The sequence below is a fragment of the Streptomyces sp. NBC_00435 genome, assembly GCF_036014235.1.
Lineage (GTDB): Bacteria > Actinomycetota > Actinomycetes > Streptomycetales > Streptomycetaceae > Streptomyces.
This window is the reverse complement of record NZ_CP107924.1, coordinates 5,183,414-5,208,659: the sequence shown is the minus strand read 5'-3', so window position 1 is coordinate 5,208,659 and position 25,246 is coordinate 5,183,414. Positions and strand designations below refer to the sequence as shown.

The 25,246-nt window shown below is 71.0% G+C and carries 17 protein-coding genes and 1 pseudogene; 9 read left to right on the top strand and 9 right to left on the bottom strand.

What is annotated here, in order from left to right:
• Positions 1-8 precede the first annotated feature (8 nt).
• The 3 genes from OG389_RS24020 to OG389_RS24010 are packed head-to-tail and all read left to right on the top strand — an operon-like array spanning position 9 to position 3,407.
• Positions 9-1,199: a toxic anion resistance protein gene (locus OG389_RS24020; RefSeq protein WP_328300508.1), complete on the top strand. Its 1,191-nt coding sequence runs from the start codon at positions 9-11 to the stop codon at positions 1,197-1,199.
• The gene (locus OG389_RS24015) at positions 1,196-2,815 is read left to right on the top strand and encodes a substrate-binding and vWA domain-containing protein (protein ID WP_328300507.1); all 1,620 of its coding nucleotides are present in this window, start codon (positions 1,196-1,198) and stop codon (positions 2,813-2,815) included. The genes OG389_RS24020 and OG389_RS24015 overlap by 4 nt, the downstream gene beginning before the upstream one ends.
• The gene (locus tag OG389_RS24010; protein WP_328300506.1) at positions 2,802-3,407 is read left to right on the top strand and encodes a hypothetical protein; all 606 of its coding nucleotides are present in this window, start codon (positions 2,802-2,804) and stop codon (positions 3,405-3,407) included. Before OG389_RS24015 ends, OG389_RS24010 begins: the two co-directional genes overlap by 14 nt.
• A gap of 67 nt (positions 3,408-3,474) precedes the next feature.
• Here the strand turns inward: OG389_RS24010 and OG389_RS24005 are convergent, their stop codons facing one another.
• Positions 3,475-5,316, bottom strand: coding sequence for a phosphoenolpyruvate carboxykinase (GTP) (locus OG389_RS24005; RefSeq protein WP_328300505.1), 1,842 nt, complete (start codon positions 5,314-5,316; stop codon positions 3,475-3,477).
• A gap of 219 nt (positions 5,317-5,535) precedes the next feature.
• Between OG389_RS24005 and trhA the strand changes: the two genes are divergently transcribed.
• Positions 5,536-6,222: a PAQR family membrane homeostasis protein TrhA gene (trhA, locus tag OG389_RS24000; protein ID WP_328300504.1), complete on the top strand. Its 687-nt coding sequence runs from the start codon at positions 5,536-5,538 to the stop codon at positions 6,220-6,222.
• A gap of 52 nt (positions 6,223-6,274) precedes the next feature.
• Here trhA and OG389_RS23995 read toward each other — a convergent pair whose 3' ends face one another.
• From OG389_RS23995 to OG389_RS23975, 5 genes are all read right to left on the bottom strand, one after another.
• Positions 6,275-8,695: a galactose oxidase-like domain-containing protein gene (locus OG389_RS23995; RefSeq protein ID WP_328300503.1), complete on the bottom strand. Its 2,421-nt coding sequence runs from the start codon at positions 8,693-8,695 to the stop codon at positions 6,275-6,277.
• A gap of 39 nt (positions 8,696-8,734) precedes the next feature.
• Positions 8,735-9,940 (bottom strand): glycosyltransferase family 2 protein, encoded by a 1,206-nt coding sequence (locus OG389_RS23990; RefSeq protein WP_328300502.1) that lies wholly within the window; start codon positions 9,938-9,940, stop codon positions 8,735-8,737.
• Between the two features lie 6 nt (positions 9,941-9,946).
• On the bottom strand, positions 9,947-11,569 hold the full coding sequence (locus OG389_RS23985; RefSeq protein WP_443059450.1) for an ArnT family glycosyltransferase: 1,623 nt from the start codon (positions 11,567-11,569) through the stop codon (positions 9,947-9,949).
• Between the two features lie 110 nt (positions 11,570-11,679).
• A complete protein-coding gene (locus OG389_RS23980) occupies positions 11,680-13,008 on the bottom strand; it encodes a glycosyltransferase (protein WP_328300501.1) in 1,329 nt (442 codons plus the stop codon).
• Positions 13,009-13,281: 273 nt separating this feature from the next.
• The gene (locus OG389_RS23975) at positions 13,282-15,336 is read right to left on the bottom strand and encodes a thioredoxin domain-containing protein (RefSeq protein ID WP_328300500.1); all 2,055 of its coding nucleotides are present in this window, start codon (positions 15,334-15,336) and stop codon (positions 13,282-13,284) included.
• 183 nt (positions 15,337-15,519) lie between these two features.
• Between OG389_RS23975 and OG389_RS23970 the strand changes: the two genes are divergently transcribed.
• Genes OG389_RS23970 through OG389_RS23955 form a run of 4 tightly spaced genes read left to right on the top strand, consistent with a single transcriptional unit; the run spans position 15,520 to position 19,960 of the window.
• Positions 15,520-16,263: an NUDIX hydrolase gene (locus OG389_RS23970; RefSeq protein WP_328300499.1), complete on the top strand. Its 744-nt coding sequence runs from the start codon at positions 15,520-15,522 to the stop codon at positions 16,261-16,263.
• Positions 16,264-17,427, top strand: a complete 1,164-nt coding sequence (locus OG389_RS23965) for a 5'-methylthioadenosine/S-adenosylhomocysteine nucleosidase family protein (protein WP_328300498.1) — start codon at positions 16,264-16,266, stop codon at positions 17,425-17,427.
• A complete protein-coding gene (locus tag OG389_RS23960) occupies positions 17,424-19,400 on the top strand; it encodes a hypothetical protein (protein ID WP_328300497.1) in 1,977 nt (658 codons plus the stop codon). Before OG389_RS23965 ends, OG389_RS23960 begins: the two co-directional genes overlap by 4 nt.
• A 20-nt stretch (positions 19,401-19,420) precedes the next feature.
• A complete protein-coding gene (locus OG389_RS23955; RefSeq protein ID WP_328300496.1) occupies positions 19,421-19,960 on the top strand; it encodes a hypothetical protein in 540 nt (179 codons plus the stop codon).
• A gap of 75 nt (positions 19,961-20,035) precedes the next feature.
• On the opposite strand, the gene OG389_RS23950 is transcribed toward OG389_RS23955, so the two are convergent.
• From OG389_RS23950 to OG389_RS23940, 3 genes and pseudogenes are all read right to left on the bottom strand, one after another.
• Positions 20,036-20,581: a Uma2 family endonuclease gene (locus tag OG389_RS23950; RefSeq protein ID WP_328300495.1), complete on the bottom strand. Its 546-nt coding sequence runs from the start codon at positions 20,579-20,581 to the stop codon at positions 20,036-20,038.
• Between the two features lie 255 nt (positions 20,582-20,836).
• A pseudogene (locus tag OG389_RS23945) lies at positions 20,837-20,985 on the bottom strand (DUF255 domain-containing protein); the annotation flags it as partial.
• Entirely contained in the window at positions 20,957-21,727 is a 771-nt protein-coding gene (locus tag OG389_RS23940; protein ID WP_328300494.1) for a DUF4344 domain-containing metallopeptidase, read from the bottom strand. The pseudogene OG389_RS23945 and the gene OG389_RS23940, both read right to left, overlap by 29 nt.
• A 125-nt stretch (positions 21,728-21,852) precedes the next feature.
• Between OG389_RS23940 and OG389_RS23935 the strand changes: the two genes are divergently transcribed.
• Entirely contained in the window at positions 21,853-25,188 is a 3,336-nt protein-coding gene (locus OG389_RS23935) for a tetratricopeptide repeat protein (RefSeq protein WP_328300493.1), read from the top strand.
• Positions 25,189-25,246 lie beyond the last annotated feature (58 nt).

Here is a 25,246-nt window from a genome sequence, read left to right as displayed (position 1 = left end):
CCCACACCATGTCACTGACACGACCCGACGACAGCACGGACGCACCGCTCGTCCTCACCGCTCCCGAACCCGTCGCCCCCGTCAAGCGGGATCAGGCCGCGGGCCTCGTACCGGTGCAGGACGGGGTGCGTGAGGAGATGGCCCGCCGGGCCGGGGAGTACGTCGGCTCGCTGGCCGGCATCGACAGCCGCTCCCCCGAGTTCGCGAACCGCATCGGGGAGATCTCCGGCCTCGGCGCCGCCGACATCCGGGGCGCCTCCCAGCAGTCCAACCGGATGCTGGAGCGGGCCGTGCGCTCCCTCGGCTCCGACGGCGGCGGCGACGCCCAGGCCCGCGTCGCGACCTCGCTGGTCGAACTGCGGCGCACGGTCGAGGACCTGGATCCGCGCGACACCCCGGCCAAGGGGATGCGCAGGCTGCTCTCCAAGCTGCCCGGCGGCACCAGGTTCCAGGACCACGTGGCCAAGTACGCCTCCTCGCAGACCACCCTCAACCGGATCGTCGGCGCCCTGCGCGGCGGCCAGGACGAACTGCGCCGCGACAACGCCGCCCTGCATACCGAACGCGCCCGCCTGTGGGAGACCATGGGCAAGCTCCAGGAGTACGCGGTGCTCACCGAGGCCCTGGACGCGGCCGTCGAGCAGCGCATCGCCGGCCAGGACGACCCCCGGCAGGCCGACGCGCTGCGGGTGGACGTGCTCTTCCCGGTGCGCCAGAAGCACCAGGACCTGCTGACCCAACTGGCCGTCTGCGCGCAGGGCTACCTGGCGATGGACGTGGTCCGCCGCAACAACGACGAGCTGATCAAGGGAGTCGACCGGGCCGCGACCACCACCGTGTCCGCGCTGCGGATCGCCGTGATGCTGGCCGCGGCGATCGACAACCAGACGAGGGTGACGGAGCAGATCAACACCCTGCGCGACACCACCGAGAACCTGATCCGGGGCAACGCGCAGATGCTGGCCTCGCAGAGCGGGGAGATCCAGCGGATCGCCGCCGATCCGGCGGTGGGCGCGGAGACGCTGCGCACCGCCTTCGCCCAGATCTACAAGACGCTGGACGCGATCGACACCTTCAAGGTGCAGGCCACCGAGAACATGGCGGCCACCGTGGAATCCCTGACCGGTGAACTGCAGAGCGCCTCGGCGTACCTGGCGCGCACCCGTACCGCGAGCCCCCTGGAAGGCGGCGACCGATGAGCCTGCGGAGCGCTGTGATGCGCAGACGGCTGGCCGCGGCGGTGGCGCTGGCCGCCACCCTGCTCGGGGCCAGTGCGTGCATGGAGAATCCGGACCGTCCCGAGCCGGAGTCGAAGCGGTCGGTGTACCAGGAGGGCAGGCTGCGCGTGCTGGCCTCCAGCGAGCTGTCCGACATGGACGAGGTGCTGAAGGCGGCGAAGGCCGCCACCGGGGTCGGCGTGGAGCTGACCGTGTCGGGCACCCTCGACGCGGTCGAGCAGATCGCCTCCGGCAGGGCGGACGGGAAGTACGACGCCGTCTGGCTCTCCTCCAACGACTACCTGCGGCTGCGGCCCGAGGCCGCCGGGAAGCTGTCGAGCGAGACCCCGGTGATGTCCTCGCCGGTCGCGATCGGCGTGAAGCCCGCGGCGCTGGCCCGGCTCGGCTGGAAGCCCGAGCAGGTCACCTGGTCGGCGGTCCACGAGGCCGTCGCCGCCGGGAAGCTGACGTACGGGATGACCGATCCGGTGCGCTCCAACTCGGGTTTCTCGGCGCTGGTCTCGGTGGCCTCCGGGCTCTCGGGCGCCCAGGCGGCGCTGACCGACGCGGACGTGGCGAAGGCGCAGCCGAAGCTGAAGGAGTTCTTCACCGGGCAGAAGCTGACCTCGGGCTCCTCGGGCTGGCTGGCGGCGGCGTACACCAAGCGCGGGGACGTGGACGCGCTGGTGAACTACGAGTCGGTGCTGCTGTCCATGAACCGGGACGCGAAGACGGACCTGACGGTGATCCGGCCGCTGGACGGGGTGGTCACCGCCCACTACCCGCTGACCCTGCTGACCTCGGCCCCGGCCGGGGCCCGCGAGTCGGGCCGGGCGCTGACCGAGTACCTGCGCGGCCCCGAAGCCCAGAAGGCGATCACCGAGAAGACCTTCCGGCGGCCCGTGGCGGCGGGGGTCACCCCGGCGGCCGGGCTGAACACGGACAAGCGGCGCGAGCTGCCGTTCCCGGGCACCCGCTCGGTCGCGGACGGGCTGCTGGCCAGCTACGAGAACGAGCTGCGCCGGCCCTCGCGCACGGTGTACGTCCTGGACACCTCGGGCTCGATGTCCGAGGAGGACCGGATCGGTCGGCTGAAGGCGGCGCTCACCGAGCTGACGGGGACCGGCACCTCGGGAACCGGACAGCGGTTCCGCGACCGCGAGGAGGTGACGCTCCTGCCCTTCGGCGACAAGGTGAAGAAGGTACTGACGCACGTGGTCGAGCCGGGCAACCCCGGACCCGCCCTGGACGCGATCCGCGGTGACGTGAAGTCGCTGCAGCCGGAGGGCGGCACGGCGGTGTACGGCAGCCTGAAGGCCGCGTACCAGCACCTGGGGCAGGGCAACGCGGAGGCGTTCACCTCGATCGTGCTGATGACGGACGGGCAGAGCGGCGACAAGGTGAAGGACTTCGACACCTTCTACGCGGGGCTGCCCGAGGCGCAGAAGCACACGCCGGTCTTCGCGGTGCTGTTCGGCGACTCGGACCGCAAGGAGCTCGGCCACATCACCGAACTGACCGGCGGGCGGCTCTTCGACGCCACTGACGGCAACGGTTCGCTGGACGGCGCCTTCGAGGAGATCCGTGGCTACCAGTAGGGCCCTCGCGTACCTCGAGTCGAAGAAGAACCTGGCCGGCAGCGCCTGCGGGGTGGCCGGGCTGGTCCTGACCCTCACCGGGGTGGCCGGCACGTACTGGCCCGTCGTGGTCGCCGGGCTGTACGCGTCGGGGGCGCTCATCGCCCCGCCCGACCTGCCCGAACCCCCCAGGCCCCCGGAGCCTGCCGAGGAACTGGGCTTCGTACGGGCGGACTTCGCGCGGCTGCGGGAGTACGTGGCCGAGGTGGACCTGCCGGCGGAGCCCGCCGAGGTCCTGGCCGGGCTGCTGGAGCTGTACGCGGCGATGCTGGAGCCGGGGTGGGTGGCCGGCGTACTGGCCACGGACCCGGAGGCGGTGCACGCGCTGACGCGGGCCATCCGCACGGATGTGCCCGAGTGCGTGGACACGTACAACCGGACCCGCTGGTGGACCCGGCTCACGCCGGGCGGTGAATCGCCGGAGCGCCACCTGGAGCGGCAGCTGACGCTGCTGCGCGAGGAGGCGGAACGCCGGACGGCGGACCTCCGTGAAACGGAGGCCCGCCGTCAGCAGACGCACACGACCTATTTGGAAGGTCGCAGGGAATCCTAGGTCGGGGAATCCCGCGTCAGCCTGTGGCCGGGGACAGCCGGCCGCAGGAGTTCGGATGTGCCGGGGCTCAGCCCAGGCGCTCGACGAGCGCCTCGTACTGGTCCCACAGCTCCTTGGGCGTGTGCTCGCCGTAGGTGTTCAGGTGCGCCGGGACGAGCGAGGCCTCGTCGCGCCAGACCTCCTTGTCGACCGTGAGCAGGAACTCCAGGTCGGCGGCGGGCAGGTCCAGGCCGTCGGTGTCCAGGGAGGCGACGGTCGGCAGGATGCCGATCGGGGTCTCCACGCCCTCGGCGGAGCCGTCGAGGCGCTCGACGATCCACTTCAGGACGCGGCTGTTCTCGCCGAAGCCCGGCCACACGAACTTGCCCGCGTCGTTCTTGCGGAACCAGTTCACGTAGTAGATCTTCGGGAGCTTGGACTGGTCCTTGCCCTTGGCCACGTCGACCCAGTGGCCCATGTAGTCGCCCATGTTGTAGCCGCAGAACGGCAGCATGGCGAAGGGGTCGCGGCGCAGCTCGCCGACCTTGCCCTCGGCGGCGGCGGTCTTCTCGGAGGCGATGTTCGAGCCGATGAAGACGCCGTGGTTCCAGTCGAAGGACTCGGTGACCAGCGGCACGGCGGAGGCGCGGCGGCCGCCGAAGAGGATCGCGGAGATCGGGACGCCCTTGGGGTCCTCCCACTCGGCGGCGATCGTCGGGCACTGCGAGGCGGGCACGGCGAAGCGGGCGTTGGGGTGGGCCGCCGGGGTGTCGCTCTCCGGGGTCCAGTCGTTGCCCTTCCAGTCGATGAGGCGCGCGGGCGCCTCCTCGGTCATGCCCTCCCACCACACGTCGGAGCCGTCGGGGGTGAGCGCGACGTTGGTGAAGACGGTGTTGGCGTACATCGTCTTCATGGCGTTGGCGTTGGTGTGCTCGCCGGTGCCGGGCGCGACGCCGAAGAAGCCGGCCTCGGGGTTGATCGCGTACAGGCGGCCGTCCTCGCCGAAGCGCATCCAGGCGATGTCGTCACCGACGGTCTCGACCGTCCAGCCGGGGATCGTGGGCTCCAGCATGGCCAGGTTCGTCTTGCCGCAGGCGCTCGGGAACGCGGCGGCGATGTACTTCGACTCCCCCTGCGGCGGGGTGAGCTTGAGGATCAGCATGTGCTCGGCGAGCCAGCCCTCGTCGCGGGCCATGACGGACGCGATGCGCAGGGCGTAGCACTTCTTGCCGAGCAGGGCGTTGCCGCCGTAGCCCGATCCGTAGGACCAGATCTCGCGGGTCTCGGGGAAGTGCGAGATGTACTTGGTGGTGTTGCAGGGCCACGGCACGTCGGCCTCGCCCTCGGCGAGCGGAGCGCCGAGGGTGTGGACGGCCTTGACGAAGAATCCGTCGGTGCCGAGCTCGTCGAGGACGGGCTTGCCCATGCGGGTCATGGTGCGCATGGCGACCGCGACGTAGGCGGAGTCGGTGATCTCGACGCCGATGGCGGAGAGCTCGGAGCCCAGGGGGCCCATGCAGAAGGGGACGACGTACATCGTGCGGCCCTTCATGGAGCCGCGGAAGATGCCGCCCTCCTCGCCCTTGCCGGCGAAGAGCTCCTTCATCTCGGCCGGGGCCTTCCAGTGGTTGGTCGGGCCCGCGTCCTCCTCCTTCTCGGAGCAGATGAAGGTCCGGTCCTCGACGCGCGCGACGTCGGAGGGGTCGGAGGCCGCGTAGTACGAGTTCGGGCGCTTGGCCGGGTCCAGCTTCTTGAAGGTGCCCTTGGAGACGAGCTCCTCGCAGAGGGCCTCGTACTCGGCCTCCGAGCCGTCACACCAGACGATGCGGTCAGGCTGGGTGAGGGCTGCGATGTCACCGACCCAGGAAACGAGCTCCTGGTGCTTGGTGGGGACGTCGGAAGTGGTGCCAGCCGCGATGTCGCGCGCCACGATCGCTCCTTGTTGAGGGGTTTGACAGGTGTTGCCCCGTGGGGGCCGCGACCCGGACGCTTCGCGCTCCGCTCATCCGGTGTCGACCGCACTCATCTGATCATCCGGTGCGTGTGTGCATATGTCCAGGGGGCCTCTCACGTGAGCATCGCCACTCCGGTCAATCTTCCGTAAAGCGCACTAACGGAAACCTACGGAACCGTAGGTAGCATGGCCGGTATGACTTCTGACGCCGCTGCCGTGGCCGCTCAGGTGGACGAACCCGCCGATCAGGAGGCCAAGCCGCTCATGCGCGGCTGGCTGCACACCGGCATGTTCCCCGCCGTCGTGATCGCCGGACTCGTCCTGATGGCCTTCACCGACTCGACGCGGGCCCGGGTGGCCTGCGGGGTGTACATCCTCACCGCTTGCCTCCTCTTCGGGGTCAGCGCCGTCTACCACCGCGGTACGTGGGGCCCGCGCGGCGAGGCCGTACTGCGGCGGCTCGACCACGCCAACATCTTCCTCATCATCGCGGGCACGTACACGCCGCTGACCGTGCTGCTCCTGCCCGACTCGACCGGGCGGACCCTGCTGTGGGCGGTCTGGATCGCGGCCACGGCCGGCATCGCCTTCCGGGTCTTCTGGGTCGGCGCCCCGCGCTGGCTGTACACCCCGTGCTACATCGCCATGGGCTGGGCGGCGGTCTTCTTCCTCCCCGACTTCATGCGGACCGGCGGGATCGCCGTCCTGGTCCTCGTCATCGTCGGCGGCCTCCTCTACAGCGTCGGCGGCGTCATCTACGGCATGAAGCGCCCGAACCCCTCCCCCCGCTTCTTCGGCTTCCACGAGGTCTTCCACTCCCTGACCCTGGCCGCCTTCGTGGCCCACTACGTCGGCATCTCCCTGGCCGCGTACTCGCACTAGGCGGTGCGGGGCCCCGCCGCCCGAGCGGCGGGGCCCCGGTCCGGGGCGAGGCTCACGTGCAGGCGTAGCCGTCGCCGTCCGGGTCCAGGCGGAGCGGGTCGCTGCCGTTGACCTTCAGGCGGGGCGGGAAGCGGTGGGCGGCAAGCCAGTCGCAGCGGGCCTTCGCCGTCGCCTTCACCTCCGCCGGGAAGCGGGTCGGCACGCACACGTTGACCGTGCCGTAGTGCCGGTCGCAGCCGGCCACGGACGGGGCCACCGGCGCCGAGTCGCGGGGGGCCTGATTCGGCTTCGGGGCCGCCTGCGGGGCGTCCGCGAAATCGTGCACGTGCGCCGTCGGGGCCTGCGCCGCCGCCGCGACCGAGGGCGCGCCGCCGAGGTGGACCCAGGTCGCCAGGGACGGGACACCGGCCGCGTCGACCCCGAAGAGCATGTACCAGCCGGGCGGCGCCAGGTTGGGGTTGGTGGTGACGTTCAGGTCGATGGTCGTCCCGTTGACCACCGACATCGGCAGGTCCACGAAGCGCTGGTTGGGGTCCGACGAGTGGGTGACCGCCGCCGGACGGATCAGCTCCGCCTTGACGATCGGCCGGTTGACGGTGATCCGCTGCGTGTCCCCGTACACCCAGTCCGTGTCGATGACCGAGGTGAGCTGGGGGCGCGCCCCCTTGAAGAGGTACGGCGGGGTGTAGATCGACACGTTGTTGTTGTACGTGCCGTTGCCCGGGTTGTCGCCAACCGTCATGACCCGCCCGTCGGGCAGCAGGAACCCGGCGGAGTGGTAGGTGCGCGGAATCGGGTCGGCGGGCAGCCCGGCCTGGTAGGTGCTGGTCACCGGGTCGAAGAACGAGGCCTCGTAGACCGGGTCGGCGCGGTCGTGCAGCCCGCCGCCGGTCTCCAGCACCTTGCCGTCCGGCAGCAGCACGGCCGACGCGTACATCTTGCCCTCGGCCCCGGTCTGCGGGCGCTTGCCCGCGCCCGTGTCGACCAGGCCCTGGGGGAGGTCCGGGCCCGCCGTGTAGGCCGGGTTCGCCGCCTTGAGGTCGATCAGGTCGGTGATCCGGTTCGCCGCCGGGTTGGTCTCGTTGTTGCCGCCGCCGATCGTCAGCACCCGCTGGTCCTGCGCCGGGGGCAGCAGCACGCTCGCCGACTCGTCGCGCTCGTCCTTCCTGCGCAGCCCGGGCACGTCCGTGATCGTGTTGGCGTTGTAGTCGTAGACGGACGCGCCGCTGCCCTGGGTACCGTTGCCGAAGGTGTGGCTGCCCGTGTAGAAGAGCCTGCCGTCCTGCATGAGGATCATCGACGGGTACAGGCCCCAGTACGACCACGTCTGGTTGACCTCGTTCAACGGCAGCCACTTGCCCTGCGCCGCCGAGAACTTCTCCGCGGTCACGTTGCCCGTCGAGTCCTCCTTCAGACCGCCGAAGGAGATCACGTCGCCGTTGCCGAGGACGGTCGCCGACGGGTACCAGTGCCCGCCGTTCATGTCGTTCGTCCTCGTGTACTTCTCGGTCACCGGATCGAAGAGGTACGAGTCCTTGAGGCCCTGGTAGCCGATCGTGCCGTCGGCGGACGGATAGCCCTTGTTGCCGCTCATCACCAGCACCCGACCGTCGGACAGCTGGACGTGCCCGGAGCAGAACATGTCCACGGGCGTCGGGATCGTCCTGAACGAGCCGTTCGCCGGGTCGTAGACGGCCGAGGTGAAGGTGCCCGCGTTGAACTGGGCGATGTCGTTGCCCGAACCGGCGATCAGCAGCACCTTGCCGTTCTTCAGCACCACCGCGTGCATCGAGCGCACCGGGTTCTTGGCGGGGATCACCTCCCACTTGCCCTTCGCGCACTCCTGCGCCGTACCCGTGCAGGTGGGCTGCGACGGGACCGCGCCGACCTCCTCCACCACGTAGTCGTCACTGGTCAGGACCCCGGCCCCGTAGACGGACAGCCCCCACGTGATCTTGTCGGTGCCGGGCGGGACGGCGGGCGTACGGACCTGCGTGCGCGACCAGCCCGCGCTGACCGGCGGGTTCGCCAGGTCGGTCCAGTACTGCCAGCCGCCCGTGGCGTCGTGCCGGAACACCGTCACCGACACGTCCGGGGTGTCGGACTTGTACCAGGCCGACAGGTCGTACTGCTTGCCCGGCGTGACGGTGGGCGCGCAGGCCGGGCTCTCGGTGACCATCGCCTTGCGGTCGCCACTGACCCGGCGGGTCAGCGCGACCTTCATCGCCCTGCTCCCGGAGTGCGCGTCCGCGACGGTGGTGAAGCTGAAGTCGTTGTCGCCCCAGCCGGACCGCTCCCAGCAGGACGGCATGTCGGCGCCGGGCCCACCCGCGGTCTCGAACCCGGGGTTGCTCAGCAGATTGGGCGCTCCCGAGGCCTGCTGCGGTGCGCTCAGCAGCAGGCCCGCGGTCATCGCCCCGACGGCGAGCAGGGCGGCCCGCCACCTTGCCCTGCGCCGGATCTTCCCATCCATACGGACGTTCCTTTCGGTGTCAGGACCCAGTGGTGCGGCTCAACCCGGGTCGCTACGGCCTGCCTTGCGCGGGAGGTAGACGAGTGCTTCCGTCGCCGCGAACCGCAGGACGAAGGTGGTGACCAGCGCGAGCGCCGTCGCGGCCAGTACGCCGAGACCCCAGCTGCCGACGAACACCGCGATCAGCGGGATCCGCAGCAGCAGATCGGCGTTGGCCAGCACCGTGAAGCGCCCGATCCGGTCCGCCCAGTGGCGGTGGCGGCGCCGGTCGCGGAACAGCAGGCTCTCGATGAGCAGGAAGTTCCACACCACGCCGGCCTGGTTCGCCACCACCTCGGCGAGGAGGTAGTTCAGGCCGGTGTGCGTGAGCAGCCACAGCGCGGCCAGGTTCGGGACGAAGCCCGAGAGCCCGATGAGACCGAAGCCGATCATGCGGGCCAGCGGGGTCGCCGACCGGAGCGCGGCGAGGTGCGCGAGGAAGCGCAGGCCCTCGCGGGCGGTGGACTTGGACTCCCCGGAGAAACGGTCCTGGAAGACGAAGGGCACCTCCGCCACGCGCGCGGGCCGGCAGCGCACGGCCAGCTCCAGCAGGATCTTGTAGCCCAGCGGTTTCAGCGTCCCGCTCCCGCCCGTGACCGCCTGGCGGCGCATCGCGAAGAAACCGCTCATCGGGTCGCTGATCCCCCGCAGGGCGCGCGGGAACAGCCCCTTGGCCAGCCAGGTGGCCCCGCGCGAGACGGCGATCCGGTAGCCCCCGGCGAGCCCGGCCCGGCTGCCGCCCGCGATGTAGCGGGAGGCGACGACCAGGTCCGCGCCGGTGCGTGCGCCCTCGCCGAGGAGTTCGGGGACCAGGTGCGGCGGGTGCTGGAGGTCGGCGTCCATGACGACGATCCAGTCGGTGTCCGCCCGCCCGATCCCCTCGACGACAGCCCCGCCGAGCCCTCCCCCCGGGCTCTCGCGGTGCAGGACCGCCACCGGGAAGGCGAACCGCGGGGCGGCCCGCTCGATGACGGCCGGGGTGTCGTCCGTGGAATCGTCGACGAACAGCACCTCGCAGGGCAGGTGCGCGGGCAGTGCGGCAGCCAGCCGGCCGAGCAGTTCGGCGATGTTCCCGGCCTCGTTGAAGGTCGGGATGATGAGGGTGACGCTGCCCGGGGCGGGCGCCGCCCCGGGCCGCTCGAGCACCACCGGAGGCTCGACCTCCGGATCAACCGGGGCGTGCGGGGTCCGCAGGTCTTCGCTCATGGCGGGTCAGCTCCCGTTGGCGACACGGTCGGTCCGGCGGATCTCGATGCGGTCCTCGCCCTCGCCGAAGACGGCCACCGGCGTCGAATGCTCCAACGCCGCCTTCACATTGGGCAGCGTCACCGCGTCGCGGCGGACGGTGGGCGAGGAGACCACGTAGTCGATGTCCTGCCAGCCGCGCGGCAGGGTCTTGGTGACGGCCGGGTCGAGGTCGGCCTTGTAGAACCAGATGGCACCCGGCCCGGGCGCGAACCCGTGGTGCACGGCGTCCAGCCACAGCGCGTCGTCGACCAGGACCCGGGTCGAGGCGGGGTCGGGCACCTCGCGCCCGAGCCAGGCCGCGGCCTGCCGGTACGGGGCGTTCGCGTCGACCGTGAGCGCCGTGCGGTTGCCGTCGTACCAGCGCGGGAGCACGTACGCCGCCGCCGCGGCGGCGAGGACGCCGACCAGCGCCCAGCGCCCGTACGCGAGCACCCGCCGCTCCCCCGGCGCGCGGCGGCGGCGCAGCACGGCGTGTGTGACGCTGGCCGCGCCCCCGGCCAGGACCAGTGCCAGGAACGGCAGCGCCTGGATCACGTACATCGCGGGGAGGTAGCCGGAGGGCCGCAGCGCGACGAGGCCGAGGATGACGGCGGCCAGCGCGGGGCCGGCGAGGGCACGGGCGGTGACCGACCAGCGCGTGGTGGTCAGGAGCAGGACCGCTCCGGCCAGTCCGCCGAGCGGCAGCACGGTGTCGTAGTACAGCCAGGATTCGAAGACCCCGTGCGAACCGGAGCCGGGGTCGAGGATGAACCCGGAGCCGGCGCGGCCCATCTGGTAGGTGATGCCGTCGACGAGGGAGACGTGGCCGGAGCCGGGCAGCAGCTCGGCGTTGAGCAGCGCGTACAGCGGATACGTGAGCCCGATGAGCGCGCAGGCGGTGACGGCCCCGGTGACGGCGAACTTACGGGTGTCCCGGTGGCTGTGGCGCCACATCGTCACCAGCAGCGCCGGGAGCACCACCAGCATCGTCTCCTTCGTCAGAACCGCGGTGGCGGCCGCCAGTCCCGAGGCGAAGTGGTGCCACAGGTGGCGGCTGGGGGACGCCGCGAGGCAGAACGCCAGCAGCATCCACATCACGGCGATGTTGTCGAGGAAGATCTCCCGCTGCAGTACGACGGAGAGCGGGGAGAGCCCGAACAGGCCCATGGCCAGCCCCGCCGCCCAGCGCGGCAGCCGGAGCCGGCGCGCGAGCACGTACAGCAGGACGGCACTGGCGGCGGAGACCGCGAGCATCGAGAACCGCATGGGCGCCACGGTCATCGAGTCGGGCACGAAGAGGGACGGCAGGTAGGTCAGGCCCGCGATCTGGATCCAGCCGAGCGGGGGATGGTCGTACCAGTACGTGTAGTGGGCCAGGCCCCGGCCCTGCTGGACGGCCCACGCCTGAGCGAGGTAGGTGCCCTCGTCGTCGCTGAGCGTCGGGAAGTTGGTGATGTTCCAGCCCTGTACGAGGACGATCGCGAGCAGCAGTGCCCCGCAGAGCAGCAGGTCGGGGCGCGAGGAGCGGAACCGGACCGGTCCGCCGCGCCGGGCCGGGAGGGTCGACGCGGTGTCCGCGGCGCCTCGGCGCTGGGCGGGGATCCGCACCGGGGCCGGTGTCAGGATCGCGGTCGGGGCCGGGGTCGTTTCCGGGGTCGCGCTCGGGTCGGTGGCGGCCGGCTGGGGCTCCGGATCAGTGGCCGTGGGCACGGTGGTGGTCACTGGTGACTGTCCTCTCGGCTCGTGACGGACGCGGAAACGTGGGTCGGGGCAGGGCCGCCGACGGCGGAGTCCCTCCCGGTCGCGGCTGACGCGAGCGCCCCCGCGAGGTGCGCCCCGGTGTGACTGGTCAGCTCCCAGTCGCTCCGTCCGCGCTGCTCGCGCCAGACCGCGCGGATCGCGGCGCCGGCCAGCATCACCTGGTAGAACGGGCCGCCGGCCACGAGCTTGGCGTAGTGCGTGAAGCGCACGCGCATCCCGTACTGACGGCCGAAGTCGTGGAGGCCGACGACCTCGAACACGAAGGTGACCATCGCGGTGATCATCGGCAGGAAGGTGACGATCGCGATGCCGACGGGGACGTCGAGGAGGACGGCGACGGCGAAGTTGACCGGGATGACGACCCCCGAAGTGGCCTGCATGAACGGGGTCATGAGCGTGTAGCGGGCCAGCCAGCGCTGGCCGCGGCCGGGCAGCCGCTGCCAGTCCTTCTTCCGGTACACCTGGAGGAAGCCCTGGTTCCAGCGGGTGCGCTGCTTGAGCAGGCTCACCAGCGAGCCCGGGGTCTCCTCACGGGTCACCATGTCGGAGTCGTAGGCAACCACCACCTTCTTGCCCGCGGAGGACAGCCGCACGCCCAGGTCGCAGTCCTCGGCGAGGCAGTTCGGGTCCCAGCCACCGGCCTCGCGCAGCACCTCGGTCCGCACGAAGACGGTGTTGCCGCCGAGCGGGATGAAGCCCTTCTCGGCGTGCAGGTGCAGGCGGGAGCGGAACCAGAAGAAGTACTCCAGGCAGTTGCGCAGGCTGTACCAGCTGGAGTGGAAGTTGATGAGCTGGACCCCGCCCTGCACCACGTCGGCGCCGGTGGCGCGGAAGGCGTGGTCCACGTGGGAGAGCAGCTCGGGGTGGACCTGGTCCTCGGCGTCGAAGACCCCGACGATGTCGCCCCGGCAGTGCGGGAGGGCGGTGTTGAGGGCCTTCGGCTTGTTCTTGACCTCGTTGTGGTCGGTGATGACGCGTACGAGACCGGGCGCACGGGCGGCGGCCCGCTCGGCCACCTCCGCGGTCCCGGGGTCGTCGTGGCCGACGATCACGATGATCTCGTAGTCGCGGTGGCTCGATTCCAGGAGCCGCTCGATGGTGTGCTCCAGGACCGCCTGCTCGTGGCGGGCGGGCAGGAGCAGCGAGAAGGCCAGCCGGCCGCCGCCGTCGGGGCGGTCGAACCGGGTCGAGGCCAGGGTCTCGGGCGTCCTCCACGCGTGCATCTGCCACCAGAGCGTGAACGCGGCCATCCAGAAGAGCGCGAGTGACACGGCACAAATGAACATGGATATGAACAAACTGTCCCCCACAGACATGCCGCAACCCCAGGCGGCGTTCGTCGAATCCCCGGGGGCGGGCGGATGCGCGACGGGCTCCCCTGCCCGCCGCCCTCGCCCCGCCCCCGATTCCCCCCTGCGTGCGCAACCCCCGGTGCGCGATCGGTGACTCCCGAAGTCACGAGATTAGGCAGCGAACATGACATCGAGGCGTTGCCCGGATAAAAACCACGTTTCCGAACTCTCGCTCAGGCAACCGGAATTGACGCTACTCCGACCCTTTCAGGGGCGAACCGCCTCCAACTGCTCCGCCAGCTCGACCGGATCCGTCGTAGGCCGCGCGCAGACGAAATGTCGACACACATACGCCGTAGGGAGGTCGTGCACCAGTGTGCGCTCGGCCAGAAGGGGGAACTCCCCACCACTGCCGTCCGCCGCACGCGGCAGCCCCGTCGCCACGACCGCCCCGGGAGCCGTCCCCAGCAACGCGACCCGGTGCAGCTCCGCCCGCGCCGGATCCTCCGGATGACCGACCACGGCCACCTCGCGGGGCCCGTCCACGAGCGCCTCGGCGACCGCCAGCCCGTGCCCGATGAACCGCGGTGCACGCGGCCCGAGCGCGTGCACCACGGCCAGCGCCCGCTCGGCGGCCGTACGGTGCGCCCGGGACCCGGTGTGCGCGGCGTACGAGAGCAGCGCGCCGGCGGCGGCCGTCCAGCCCGAGGGGGCCGCGGTGTCGGTGGGGTCCTGCGGCCGGCGGATCAGCCGTTCCGCGTCGTGCGCGGTGTCGTACAGCGAGCCGTCCTCGGCGGTGAACCGGTCCAGGACCAGGTCGACGAGGAACCCGGCGAATTCCAGCCAGACCCCCTCGCCGGTGACGGCGGCCAGGGCCAGGAACCCCTCGGCGACGTCCCCGTAGTCCTCCAGCACCCCGGCGTTGACCCCGACCTGCCCGTCCCTGCTGGTCCGCGCGAGACGGGCCCGCCCGTCCATGTGCACCCGCACGAGGAGATCGGCGGCCTCCGTGGCCCGCTCCACCAGATCGGGCCGGTCGAAGAAGGCCCCGCATTCGGCGAGGGCGGCGACGGCCAGCCCGTTCCACGCGGCGACGATCTTGTCGTCCCGGCCGGGCGCGGGCCGCCCGGCGCGGGCGGCGAGCAGCCTCTCCTTGATCCCGGCGAGCCGCTCCGGCTCGATCTCCGGCCCCTGCACGGGGAGTTGCAGCACGGACATCCCGTGCTCGAAGGTCCCCTCCTGCGTCACCCCGAAGCAGGCGGCGGCCAGATCCCCGTCCTCCTCCCCGAGGACCTCCCGCAACTGGGCGGGGGTCCAGGCGTAGTAGACCCCCTCCACGTGCTTCCCGGTGACCGGGTCCTCGCTGTCGGCGTCCAGCGCGGAGGCGAAACCGCCCTCGTGGGTGCGCAGTTCGCGGACCATGAAGTCGGCGGTCTCGAGGGCGACGCGGCGGGCGAGGTCCGATCCGGTCGCCCGCCACAGGTGGGCGTACACCCGGCACAGCAGCGCATTGTCGTAGAGCATCTTCTCGAAGTGCGGAACCACCCACTCCCGGTCCACGGAGTACCGCGCGAACCCGCCCCCGAGCTGGTCGTAGATCCCGCCCCGGGCCATCGCCTCACACGTCTCGGCGGCCATCTGCAGCGCCCCCTCGGCCCCGGTCCGGGCGTGGTGGCGCAGCAGGAACTCCACCACCATGGACGGCGGGAACTTCGGCGCCCCGCCGAATCCGCCGCGCGTGGCGTCGTACTCCCGCACCAGCCCGAGCAGTGCCTGGGCGAGCTCCTCGGGGCCGGGTGTGCCGGCCTTCCCGTAGTCGAGCTGCCGCCCGGCGAGATCCCGCACGATCCGCTGCGCGACCTCCGCCACCTCCTCGGGCCGCCCCACCCACGCGGTCCGCACGCCTTCGAGCACCTGCATGAAGGAGGGCGTCCCGTGCCGGGGCTCGGGCGGGAAGTAGGTGCCGAAGTAGAAGGGCTCGGCATCGGCGGTCAGGAACACGGTCATGGGCCAGCCGCCCTGCCCGGTGGCGGCCTGCACGGCCTCCATGTAGACGGCGTCGATGTCGGGGCGCTCTTCGCGGTCGACCTTGACGTTGACGAAGTGTTCGTTGAGATAGGCGGCCGTCAGCTCGTCCTCGAAGGATTCGCTGGCCATGACATGGCACCAGTGGCAGGAGCTGTAGCCCACGCTCAGCAGCACGGGCACGTTGCGCGCACGTGCCTCGGCGAACGCCTCCGGGGACCAGGGCCACCAGTCGACCGGGTTGTCGGCGTGCTGCTGGAGGTACGGGGAGCTGGCATCGGCCAGGCGGTTCACCATGCCCGCAGTATCGCAGCACCGGCCGCAGGAACCTCGAAGCCGGAACGGACTGGCGGGGGCGGTGTCAGCCGGTCAACCCGCGCACCTCCACCATACGCCCCGCGACCATGGGGTCGAGCGGTGCGTCGATCCCACCACCCTACTTCTTGTGTGAGTGACAATAACTGAAGTACCTTGTAACCCATGCAAGATGACGAATGGTCACCACCTTCCGTACTGCTGACGGTCGATCTCGTGATCCTGACGCTTCGGGAGAGCCGCCTGCACGTCCTCCTAGTGGAGCGGGGCGAAAATCCCTTCCGGGGCATGCTCGCGCTGCCCGGAGGTTTCCTGAACCACGATGGCGAGGAGATCCTGGATGCCGCCCACCGCGAACTGACCGAGGAAACGGCCCTGACCTCCGGCTGGGTGCACCTTGAACAGCTTGCTGTATATGGGGACTCGGGCCGCGACCCGCGGGGCCGAGTCATCTCCGCGGCACACCTGGCGATCGCACCGGGACTGCCCGACCCGGTCGCGGGGACGGATGCCACCGATGCCGCATGGATTCCCGCGGACGCTGTCCTGTCCGGCGAGGTGGCGCTCGCCTTCGATCACCGTCGAATCACTGCAGACGGGATCGAACGCGCACGCACCAAGCTCGAGTTCTCGGCACTGGCCACCGCGTTCTGCCAGGAGAGCTTCACCATCGTAGAGCTGCAACAGGTGTACGAGGCCGTCTGGGGCACCACCCTCGACACCCGCAATTTCTACCGGAAGGTCCAAGCCGCGAAGGGATTCATCGTCCCCATCGCCACAGACCGCAGGACCACGGGAGGACGGCCCGCACGGCTGTACCGGGCCGGACCGAAAACCGTGCTGTTCCCGCCGCTGATCCGACCCGCGCCATCCGCGTCGCAAGAGAACACGAGTGGGGAAGAGGAGTAGATGCCGAAAGGCCCGGTGGTGATTCTCACCGCCCTCAATCTTGAATACCAGGCCGTGCAACGAAGGCTGGCGGATCCTCAGGTACATCACCATCGGCGTGGTACCCGGTTCGAGGTGGGAACCGTGCCGGGCACATCGTGCCGTGTCGCGCTCGGCCTGACGAACAAGGGGAACCATTCCGCCGCGGTGATCGCCGAACGTGCGATCCAGGAGTTCTCGCCAGCGGCCGTGCTGTTCGTCGGGGTCGCCGGAGCCCTGTGGGACGCCACCAGGCTGGGTGACGTGGTAGTGGCGTCACACGTGTACGCCTACCACGGCGGGTCCAGCGAGGACGACGGGCTCAAAGCCCGTCCCCGGGTGTGGGAAGCGCCGCACGGCATCAGCCAGCTCGCCTCGCACCTGGCCCGTGTGGACGACTGGGCGGACCCCACACCCGGTCACGAGGACCGACCGCAGGTGCGTTTCGGGGCGATCGCCGCCGGCGAGATCGTCCAGAACTCGAGGATCTCGGCCGAGGCGAAGTGGATCCGACAGCACTACAACGACGCGCTCGCCATCGAGATGGAGGCGGCCGGCGTGGCCCAGGCCGGCCATCTCAGCGGAGCGCCAGTGGCCATCGTCCGGGGGATCAGCGACCGGGCGGACGGCACGAAGAACAGTGCGGAGGACCGCAACTGGCAGCCGCGTGCCGCAGCGAACGCGGCGGCGTTCGCCATCCGGTTGGCGGTGGAATTGGTGTGCGAGCAGGAGGAGACCACAATGTCCCGGGACGACGGAGCCCGTTCGGCCGACCGGTTCGACCGGCACGTCAGCAACACCACCCACAACAGCACTGTCGGCATCATGGCCGGCTCGGTCACGGGCAGCAGCGTCCACATGAACGCGGCACCGAAGCCCTCCGGCCCGACGGACCTGATCGCGGAACTAATCGATTTCCGCGATCAGCTGAGGTGGCACCGCACCGAGGGCGCCCTCGACGAGGACAGCCACCGGGAGGCCCTGACCGATGTGGACTCCGCCCTCCGGTCGGCAGGGGAGCGCACCCCTGAATCGTCGAAGCGGACGGTCATGACGCTCAAGAGGCTGCGCGGACTGGTCGCGGAGTGCCCGGCGCTGGTGGCCGCGTTGGCTCCCATGGTTGCTGCGGCCGGTGACCTGGCATGAACCACGACGGTGCCACGTACAGCTCGGCCGCGTACAACTCCACCATCGGGATCCAGGCCGAGGTCGTACACGACTCCACCATCAACTTCGTCCACCCGGATGCGTCGCCGCAGGAGAAGTACCGGGTGGGCTTACGGCTCCTGGAGGACGGCGTCCCCAGCCGGGCCCGTGAAATGATCACTGATGCGATCGTCCACGGGTACGACAGCACGGAGGTTCGTTTCCACTGGGTACTCGCCATGCTCAGCGCCCGCACCCACCACGACCTGAGCACCGAAGAGGTCCAGCAACTGCGCTACGTCTCCGGGCTCGTACGGGCCTACGCCGAGGACGGGTGGAAGGAAGCACTGCGGGTTACTTTCGACCTGTTGGCGGTCGTCAGCACCACCGGCCGCGAGACCGGCCCAGTGCTGAAGCAGCTGCAGGACCTGCCGCCCCGTCAGCACGACGCGATCCTCCGCCACCTCGACCTCATGCTCACCGGAGGGCTGAAGGACGATCTGTGGGCGGAGACCCTCGAACGGGCCAGGGCGGAGCGCTTCGGCAATGACCGGACCGGACGGGTCTGGGCCTACTTCGCACCCGCCCCCATCGGGGCGCGGGCCGTTCCACCCCGCCCGAGCAGCGCTGCCACCCAGGCGGCCCTCCCGGTCCGGGCGGTCTTGTTCGTCGTCAGCAGTGCGCTCCTCTGGGTCCTGGCACTGATCGCGGATCCGGCCCAGGCGATCGTCGAACTACCGGTGGCACTCGGCGCGGGCCTGACTGCGGCCCGCTTCGGTGTCCGGTGGTGGGGCCGGGAGCCCAAGCGGGGCCTAACGACCGGACCCCGCGTCCCGCACCCGCGCGATCCCGCCTCCGCCCAGGACGGATTCACCAAGCGCGTCCGCCATTCGTTCGATCACTACTTCAGCGTGCGCAGGCCCTATGAGTTCACCTCGGACGCCTGGCTCGCCCACACTGATCAGATCCGCAGCAGCCTGGCCGCCGAGATCGCGGACCTCTACCGGGAGAGCCGGATCGGTGTGGAGCGGGTCGACTGGCTGATCCGCTACCTCGCCGAGGACGCGCGGAATCGCCACAACAACGGCACCCTGTTCGATCAGCACCGCCAGGACCAGACTCCGGGCAGGACGAGGGCCCTCACCGTGGCGGCCCTCGCCGTTCTCGTCGCCACGGCTCTGGCCGCGTTCGGCACGGCGGCCTCGGGTTCCACCCAACCACGGCCGCTGTGGGCGTTTCTGGCCGTGCTCGGTGCGGCCTGGTCCGGACACGCGACCGCTTCCCGGTGGCTGGAGGTCAAGCGTGAGGAGCGCCGACTGGCCCGGGAGACTCAGGAGTACCGCGAACAGCTGACCGCACGACAGATCGCCTACCAGCGCTGGCAGGCGTTCCTGAACGATACGCGCCCCACCGAACTGGAGATGGAGACCTGGCTCACCTGCGACAAGACTTCGTTCGTCGATGAGGCACTCCGGCACCACCGGCTCACCTGGCGCGACCTGATCACCCACACCATCCTGGTGGCCCCTGGCCCTTCCTACAAACGGGGACGGGTCCGAGGCGGCCCATGGCGGTACTCGCACTACGTCTTCTGCCTGTTCCTGTTCACCCAGGATGGCATCCGCGAGATCAGCTCCGAGTTCAACTTCTCCGACGCGACGCGCAGGAACGAGCAGCGGAGCAACTACCGGTTCGACGCGCTGACCTCCGTGCAGGTGACGGAGAACGCCGACGTCGGCTACGACCTGGAGCTCGTCCTCACCAACGGACCGATCAGGAAGATCCGTGTCAAGGACGCCGACGCCCATCAACTGGCGCCGACCGAGAATTCCCAGGAGATCACCGAGATCAACCTCAGCGCAGCCGGCTCCACCCACACCTTTCGCCTCCTCGAGGGGATAGCTGCGGACGGGAAGAGCTGGATCGAACGGCACGGACCCGACAACCTGGCACCCTTCCAGATCGCTGGCTGATCCCGAACTCGAGCATAGGAATGCCTGTGACCTCCACGGATGACGTCACCGAGAGCAAGATCCTGCTGGCCGAGTACAACTGCCTCAAGGAGGAGCAGAAGACCCGCATAGGGTTCCGCGACAACCTGCTCTACTTCACGCTCGCCGCAGCCACCACGGTCGTGGCGATCACCATCCAGAGCGGACAGTCCCGACTGCTGCTCTCCGTGCCCTCGATCTGCCTGATCCTGGGCTGGACCTACCTGGTCAACGACGAGAAGATCTCGGCGATCGGCTACTACGTCCGCGACCGGCTGGGACCGCGCCTGGGGGAACTCACCTCCGCCCACGGCGCGGTGTTCGACTGGGAGGTCTACCACCGCAACGTTGCGGGCCGCACCGTGCGCAAGCGGCTTCAGACCGCGGTGGACCTGTTCACGTACCTGGCCCTGCCCATGGTCTGCACGACCGCGTTCTGGTGCTCTCTCGCCGTTCAGCCCCTGCTCGTGCTCACTTCTCTCGTGCAGACACTCGCCCTGGCCGTACTGGGCTGGCAGTTCCTGCGCCGTACGGAGCGGTAGCACCACCGGACCTTCTCCACACACGCGTGCGACGCCTCCACTGCGCGGAGGTCCGGGCCGGGCTACGCCGTATGGTCAACGAGCATCCGACTCGGGCCGGGGGAGCTCGTCCAGGTCGAGGGTGTAGGTACGTCCGTCGGCCAATTCGATGGGCAACTTGCCCGAGCCGTACTTGTGCGTGTGGGCCGCGATGTAGCCGGAGCCGGTGGGCTGGGTGTGGACGACGACCTCCCCGGCGTACGGGTCCACCACCACGTAGACCGGGATGCCGTAGCGGCCGTACTTCGCGGTGCAGTCGTCGTAGTCCTTGCGCGCGGAGGAGACCGAGACCACCTCGGCGATCAGCAGCACGTCCTCGAAGCTGTAGCGCTTGCCCTGTCGCTGCGCGTCCTCCCGCAGGATCGCGAAGTCCGGGGCCGAGTTCTCATCGGCTGGGAAGTCCAGGTACACGTCGGAGGCGGTCTTCGCGTGCCGGCCGAGCGAGAGCGAGTCGATCTGCATCGACTTGATCGTGCTGGAGTGCTCGAAGCTCTGCGGAGTCATGATCACCTTCCCGTCGGTGCCGAAGAAGACCACGTGCCCAGCGGGGAACTCGGTGTGCATGACCGCGTTGACGTTCATCAACGGCTCCTTCCTGCCGCCTTTCAGGATAGGGGCCACGGCCCCGCACGACAGTGACCCACTAGAGTGTCGGCCTGGGTGACGCCTTACTCATGGGCCGCGGCAGCGGGGAACTGCCCTCGGGCGAGGTGACCAGGTGGTCTAGGCCCCGGACGTCCACGCCCCCGTCTGGTCTCTCCTCGTACGTATCCACCCCAGCACTCATAGGAAACAGCACAGGTCAGGGCTACCTGATTGTGCGAATTCACTGGCACCCCAATGACAAGAGCTGTACCCAACGCTCAGCAGAACGGGTACCCCCGCTCCCTCGCCTCCGCGAAGGCCTCCGGGGACCAGGGCCACCAGTCGACGGGGTTGTCGGCGTGCTGGAGCCCGCTACCGCCCCACCCGCAACGGCGCGAGATCGGTTGTCCAGGTGTCGCGGGTGCGGGTCCAGGTGGTGGCGCAGTCGGCGCGGGACGGGGTGGCCAGGTCCTTGTGGCGGGTCGGGAAGGCGCCGTGGACCGCGCAGCGGTGGGATTCCGCGCGGGCGGCGTCCGGGGCGTGTTCGTCCGTGGGGTCGGTGGCGGGGTCGGTGGCGGCCGAGAGGTCGTAGGCCCGGGCCGCCGTCAGGAGGGTGTCGTCGCCCTCGGGGTCGCGGAGCAGCAGCGCCACCTCGGCGAAGCGGTCCGCGGCGTCCTCCTCGGCCCGGGCCCCCTCGTCCGGGAGGTCCAGCGCGTCGATGACGGCGTGGCCCGCCTCGTGGTAGATCGTCTCGCGGACGACCTCGGAGAGTTCCTCGTCGCCGGTGGTCCTCCCGGCGCGGGTGAACAGTTCGCGCTCCTCCGTCAGGTCGTCGTAGCAGAGGTCGATGCGGCGGGTGTCCGGGTCGTAACCGGTGCCCTCGCCCTGGCAGGACTTGGCGACGACGGTGACCGGGTGGGGGAGGTCGACGTAGGCGTTGAGGTCGGCGAGGACGAGCTCGGCGAGCTGCCAGGTCCGCAGGTAGCGGGCGTTGTCCTTGTCGGCCGGCGCGGGCTTCTCGTAGTGGAGCCGGAAGCCCTGCTCCGGGACGTTTTCCGGCGGCGGGAGCTTGCATCCGGTCGCGGCGGCCAGGAGCAGCGCGGCCGTCGCGCAGAGCTCGCGAGTCCCCCATTCTCTGTTCACCGGATCACCATATGCGACCGGTTGAGCGTCAACTCCCTCTGAACTAGCTCAGATTCTCTCGCGCTGACGACCGTACCGAAGGACACTTGTCGCACCATGCCGGAGCTCTCTGAGGGGGATTGCCGATGCGGGACAGTCATCGCGGCGAGGCCGAGCGGCTGTTGGGGCGGGCCGTGGAGGAGGAGTCCCGGCGCGGGGCGAGCGGGGCGGCCGGCACTCCGGAGGCCGGAGCGGCGCTGCTCGCGCGCGGCAAGCAGGCTCTGGACGCGCTGGCGGCGAGCGCGTCCACCGAGTACGAGGCGTACACGCGCGCCCTGGACGAGGCGGCGGCCGGGGAGGAGTCGCTGGGCGAGGCCTTCCGCCGCGCGAACACCTCGACCGCACTGCTGGTGACGGCGGTGGCGGCGGCGGCCGCCCTCGGTGCCGACCTGGCGTTCGGCGTGGCGGCCGGCACGGCGCTGACCGCGGGCGCCGTGGTGGGCGTGGCCGGGGCGACGGCCACCGTGGTCAAGGTGACCGCCCTGCACCTGCCCGCGGCGAACCGGCGCGCCGGGGAACTGGGCCGCCCTGGCGGGGCGGAGCAGCTGAGGCTGCAGTGGCTGTCGGCGTTGGAGGTGCGCGGGATACGCCCGTTCCTGGAGCAGCAGCGCAAGGTGGTCGTGGCCTCCCATCCCCCGCACAAGGCGAACGGGAACGGCTCCGGCGGCCCCCTCCAGCTGCGCGGGGCCAACCGCAGCGCGGAGGCTCGCCGGCGGAGCATGCTGGAGCAGTCCTTCGGGCAACTGCCGGAACTCGACAGGGTGTTCGTGGGCCGGCGGGCGGAGTTGGCCCGTATCGCCCAGTGGGTGCGGAGCGCGCGGGCCAGTACCGAGACCCGGCCGGTGGTCGTGGTGCTGCACGGCGAGCCGGGGGTGGGCCGCACCACGCTGGCGCTGCACGCGGCACACGCGCTGCGGGACCAGTTCAAGGGTGCCTGCGTGGTGGACCTGCGCGGCGGTGGCGCCGCCGAGAGTCCGCTGCCGACCCGCGAGGCGCTGCTGCACCTGATGAACCGGCTCGGGGCGCCCCGCGAGCAGCTGCTGTTCCGTGAGGGTTCCTCGGCGGACCAGCAGGTGCGCAGGCTGGGCGAGTTGTACCACCAGCACGTGCAGGGCACGCCGGTGGCGGTGGTCCTGGACGATGCCGTGGACTGCGCGCAGGTACGGATGCTGGTGCCGGAGCGCTCCGAGAGCCTGGTCCTGGTCACGGCGCGGGAGCCGCTGGAGCTGCCCGCCGACCTCGCGGCCTGGGTGTACCAGCTGCCGGTGACGCGGCTGGCGGAGGAGGCCGGTTCGGAGCTGGTCCGGGCGGCGGGCGCGAGGGCCGGGTCGGAGGCGGAGGCCGCCGCGGGCGCGACCGGGTACCCGCACCCGGAGGAGTCCGTACGGGGCCTGCTCGCGCTCGGCGCGGGGCTGCCGCTGGCGCTGCGCGTGCTGGCACCTCTCGGGGACGGTCCCGGGAAGGCCTCCGGGGGCTCCGGGACGGACAGCGCCCGTGGGGACAGCGCCCGTGCGGAGGCCCGTGCGACGCCGCGGGATCCCGGCGGCTCCCTGGGCGCCGCCCTCGACCTGGCCTACGCCGCCCTGCCCGAGGAGCGGCGCCGGCTGCTGCGCCGACTCACCCTCGCGGGCCGGGCCTCGCTCGGGGCGGCGGCCGCGGCGGCGCTGATCGACGCGGACCAGGCGGAGGCCGGGCGGCTGCTGCGCGAGCTGGCGCGGGCGGGGCTGCTGGACCACGTACGCGGGGACCGGTTCCGGATGCACGACGCGGTGCGCTCCTACGCGGCGGCGCGGCTGGCGCGGGACGAGGACCGGGCCGGGGCCGCGGCGGCGCACGAGCGGCTGATCCGTACGTACGCGCAGCTCGCGGACTCGGTGATCCGGATGGTCGACGGGAAGATGTCCACGCGGGCGAACGCCCTGTCGAAGGCGAGCACGGTCGGCGGGCACGGCTTCGTCTCGCTGGACGCGGCACTGCGCTGGCTGGACGACGAGTCGAGTTTCATCACGGCGGCGCTGCGGCACTCGGAGGGCGTGGACCAGCAGGCGGTGCTCGACCTGCTGGGCGCGCTCTGCGACTTCTGCCTGCTGCGCGGCGACCTGTACCGGCTCGGCGAGATCAACGAGCTCACGCAGGCCGTGGACCAGGGGCTGCTGGTGCGTTCGGTGCAGTGGCGCACGGGTATCGCGGCGCGCCAGCTCGGTGAGCTCGACAAATCCCGCACCACGCTGACCTCGCTGGTCGACCAGTACATGGAGGCCCAGCAGGACGCCGGCGCGGGCATGGCGCTGGTCTCGCTCGGCATCACCCTGCACCACCAGGGCAACCTCCCGGAGGCCTCCGCCCGTATCCGTGAGGCGCTGGTGCTGCAGGCTCCGGACGAGCTGGCGGGCGACCGGGCGTGGGGGCTGCACGCGCTCGGCGCCGTGGAGCGGGACCGGGCGAACCTCGCGGAGGCGCTGCGGCTGCTGCGCGAGTCGCTGGTCCTGCACCGGGAGAGCGAGAGCGTGCACGGCGAGGCCTGGGCGCACCTGCAGCTGGGCCAGGTGTACCTGCGCCTGGGCGAGGTGCCGCGGGCGGAGGCGGAGCTGCGCCTGGCCCTGGAGCTGTACGGGCGCACGCGCGACGACCGGGGCCAGGCCTGGGCGCTGACCCAGCTGGGCCGGGCCCGGGTGGTCGACGGGGATCCGGGTCCGGCGCTGGAGCGGTTGCGCGACGCGCTGGTCCGGCACCGGGAGGCGGAGGACGCGCGCGGTGAGGCGTGGACGCTGTACTACCTGGGGCAGGCGCTGGAGGAGGCCGGGGAGCGGGACCGGGCGGTGCGCGAGCTGGAGCGGGCGCGCACGATGTTCTCCCGGATGCGGGACGTGTACGGGCTGGCGCACGCCCGCCACCACTCGGGCCGGGTGACGCGTGACCAGCGGGCGACGCAGACGGGGAACCTGAAGAACTCCGGCTTCGCCCGTCAGCTGCTGGTGGACGCGCGGGCGGACTTCCGGCGGATCGGGCTGGCCCACGGGGAGGCCTGGACCTGTCTGGAGCTGGCGGTGGTGGACGCGGGCAACGGGCGGGTCGCGCAGGCGCTGGGCCTGTGCGAGGAGGCGGTGCGACTGTTCATCTCCTACGGGGACCGGCGCGGGGAGGACTGGGCGCGCTTCCTGCGCTGCACGCTCCTGCCGTACGCGCTCCCGGAGGCTACCGACGAGGCGCGGACGGAACTGGCCCGGCTGGCCGCGGCCCCGCATCCGAAGCGGGACGGGCGGCTGGAGGACGCGCTGGATTCCTACACGGTGATCCTGGCCCGGGGGGTGGACCCGGCGGAGGGCTGGCAGGCGTGGCGGCTGTCGCTGGTGCCGAACCTGCACTCGCGGGAGATCATGGGCGTCCCGGTGGCGCCGCCCGCGGCGCAGGACCCGGCGTAGGGAACGGCGTGGGGCACCGGCACGGGGTGCGGTGCAACGCACGGCGCGGGGTGCGGTG

Coding starts and splice junctions, on each gene's coding strand:
- OG389_RS23960 (WP_328300497.1), top strand. CDS start 17,424: ATGAACCACGACGGTGCCACGTACAGCTCGGCCGCGTACAACTCCACC.
- OG389_RS23990 (WP_328300502.1), bottom strand. CDS start 9,940: ATGAGCGAAGACCTGCGGACCCCGCACGCCCCGGTTGATCCGGAGGTC.
- OG389_RS23995 (WP_328300503.1), bottom strand. CDS start 8,695: ATGGATGGGAAGATCCGGCGCAGGGCAAGGTGGCGGGCCGCCCTGCTC.
- OG389_RS23965 (WP_328300498.1), top strand. CDS start 16,264: ATGCCGAAAGGCCCGGTGGTGATTCTCACCGCCCTCAATCTTGAATAC.
- OG389_RS23955 (WP_328300496.1), top strand. CDS start 19,421: ATGCCTGTGACCTCCACGGATGACGTCACCGAGAGCAAGATCCTGCTG.
- OG389_RS23950 (WP_328300495.1), bottom strand. CDS start 20,581: ATGAACGTCAACGCGGTCATGCACACCGAGTTCCCCGCTGGGCACGTG.
- OG389_RS23970 (WP_328300499.1), top strand. CDS start 15,520: ATGCAAGATGACGAATGGTCACCACCTTCCGTACTGCTGACGGTCGAT.
- OG389_RS24015 (WP_328300507.1), top strand. CDS start 1,196: ATGAGCCTGCGGAGCGCTGTGATGCGCAGACGGCTGGCCGCGGCGGTG.
- trhA (WP_328300504.1), top strand. CDS start 5,536: ATGACTTCTGACGCCGCTGCCGTGGCCGCTCAGGTGGACGAACCCGCC.
- OG389_RS23935 (WP_328300493.1), top strand. CDS start 21,853: ATGCGGGACAGTCATCGCGGCGAGGCCGAGCGGCTGTTGGGGCGGGCC.
- OG389_RS23980 (WP_328300501.1), bottom strand. CDS start 13,008: ATGTTCATTTGTGCCGTGTCACTCGCGCTCTTCTGGATGGCCGCGTTC.
- OG389_RS23975 (WP_328300500.1), bottom strand. CDS start 15,336: ATGGTGAACCGCCTGGCCGATGCCAGCTCCCCGTACCTCCAGCAGCAC.
- OG389_RS24020 (WP_328300508.1), top strand. CDS start 9: ATGTCACTGACACGACCCGACGACAGCACGGACGCACCGCTCGTCCTC.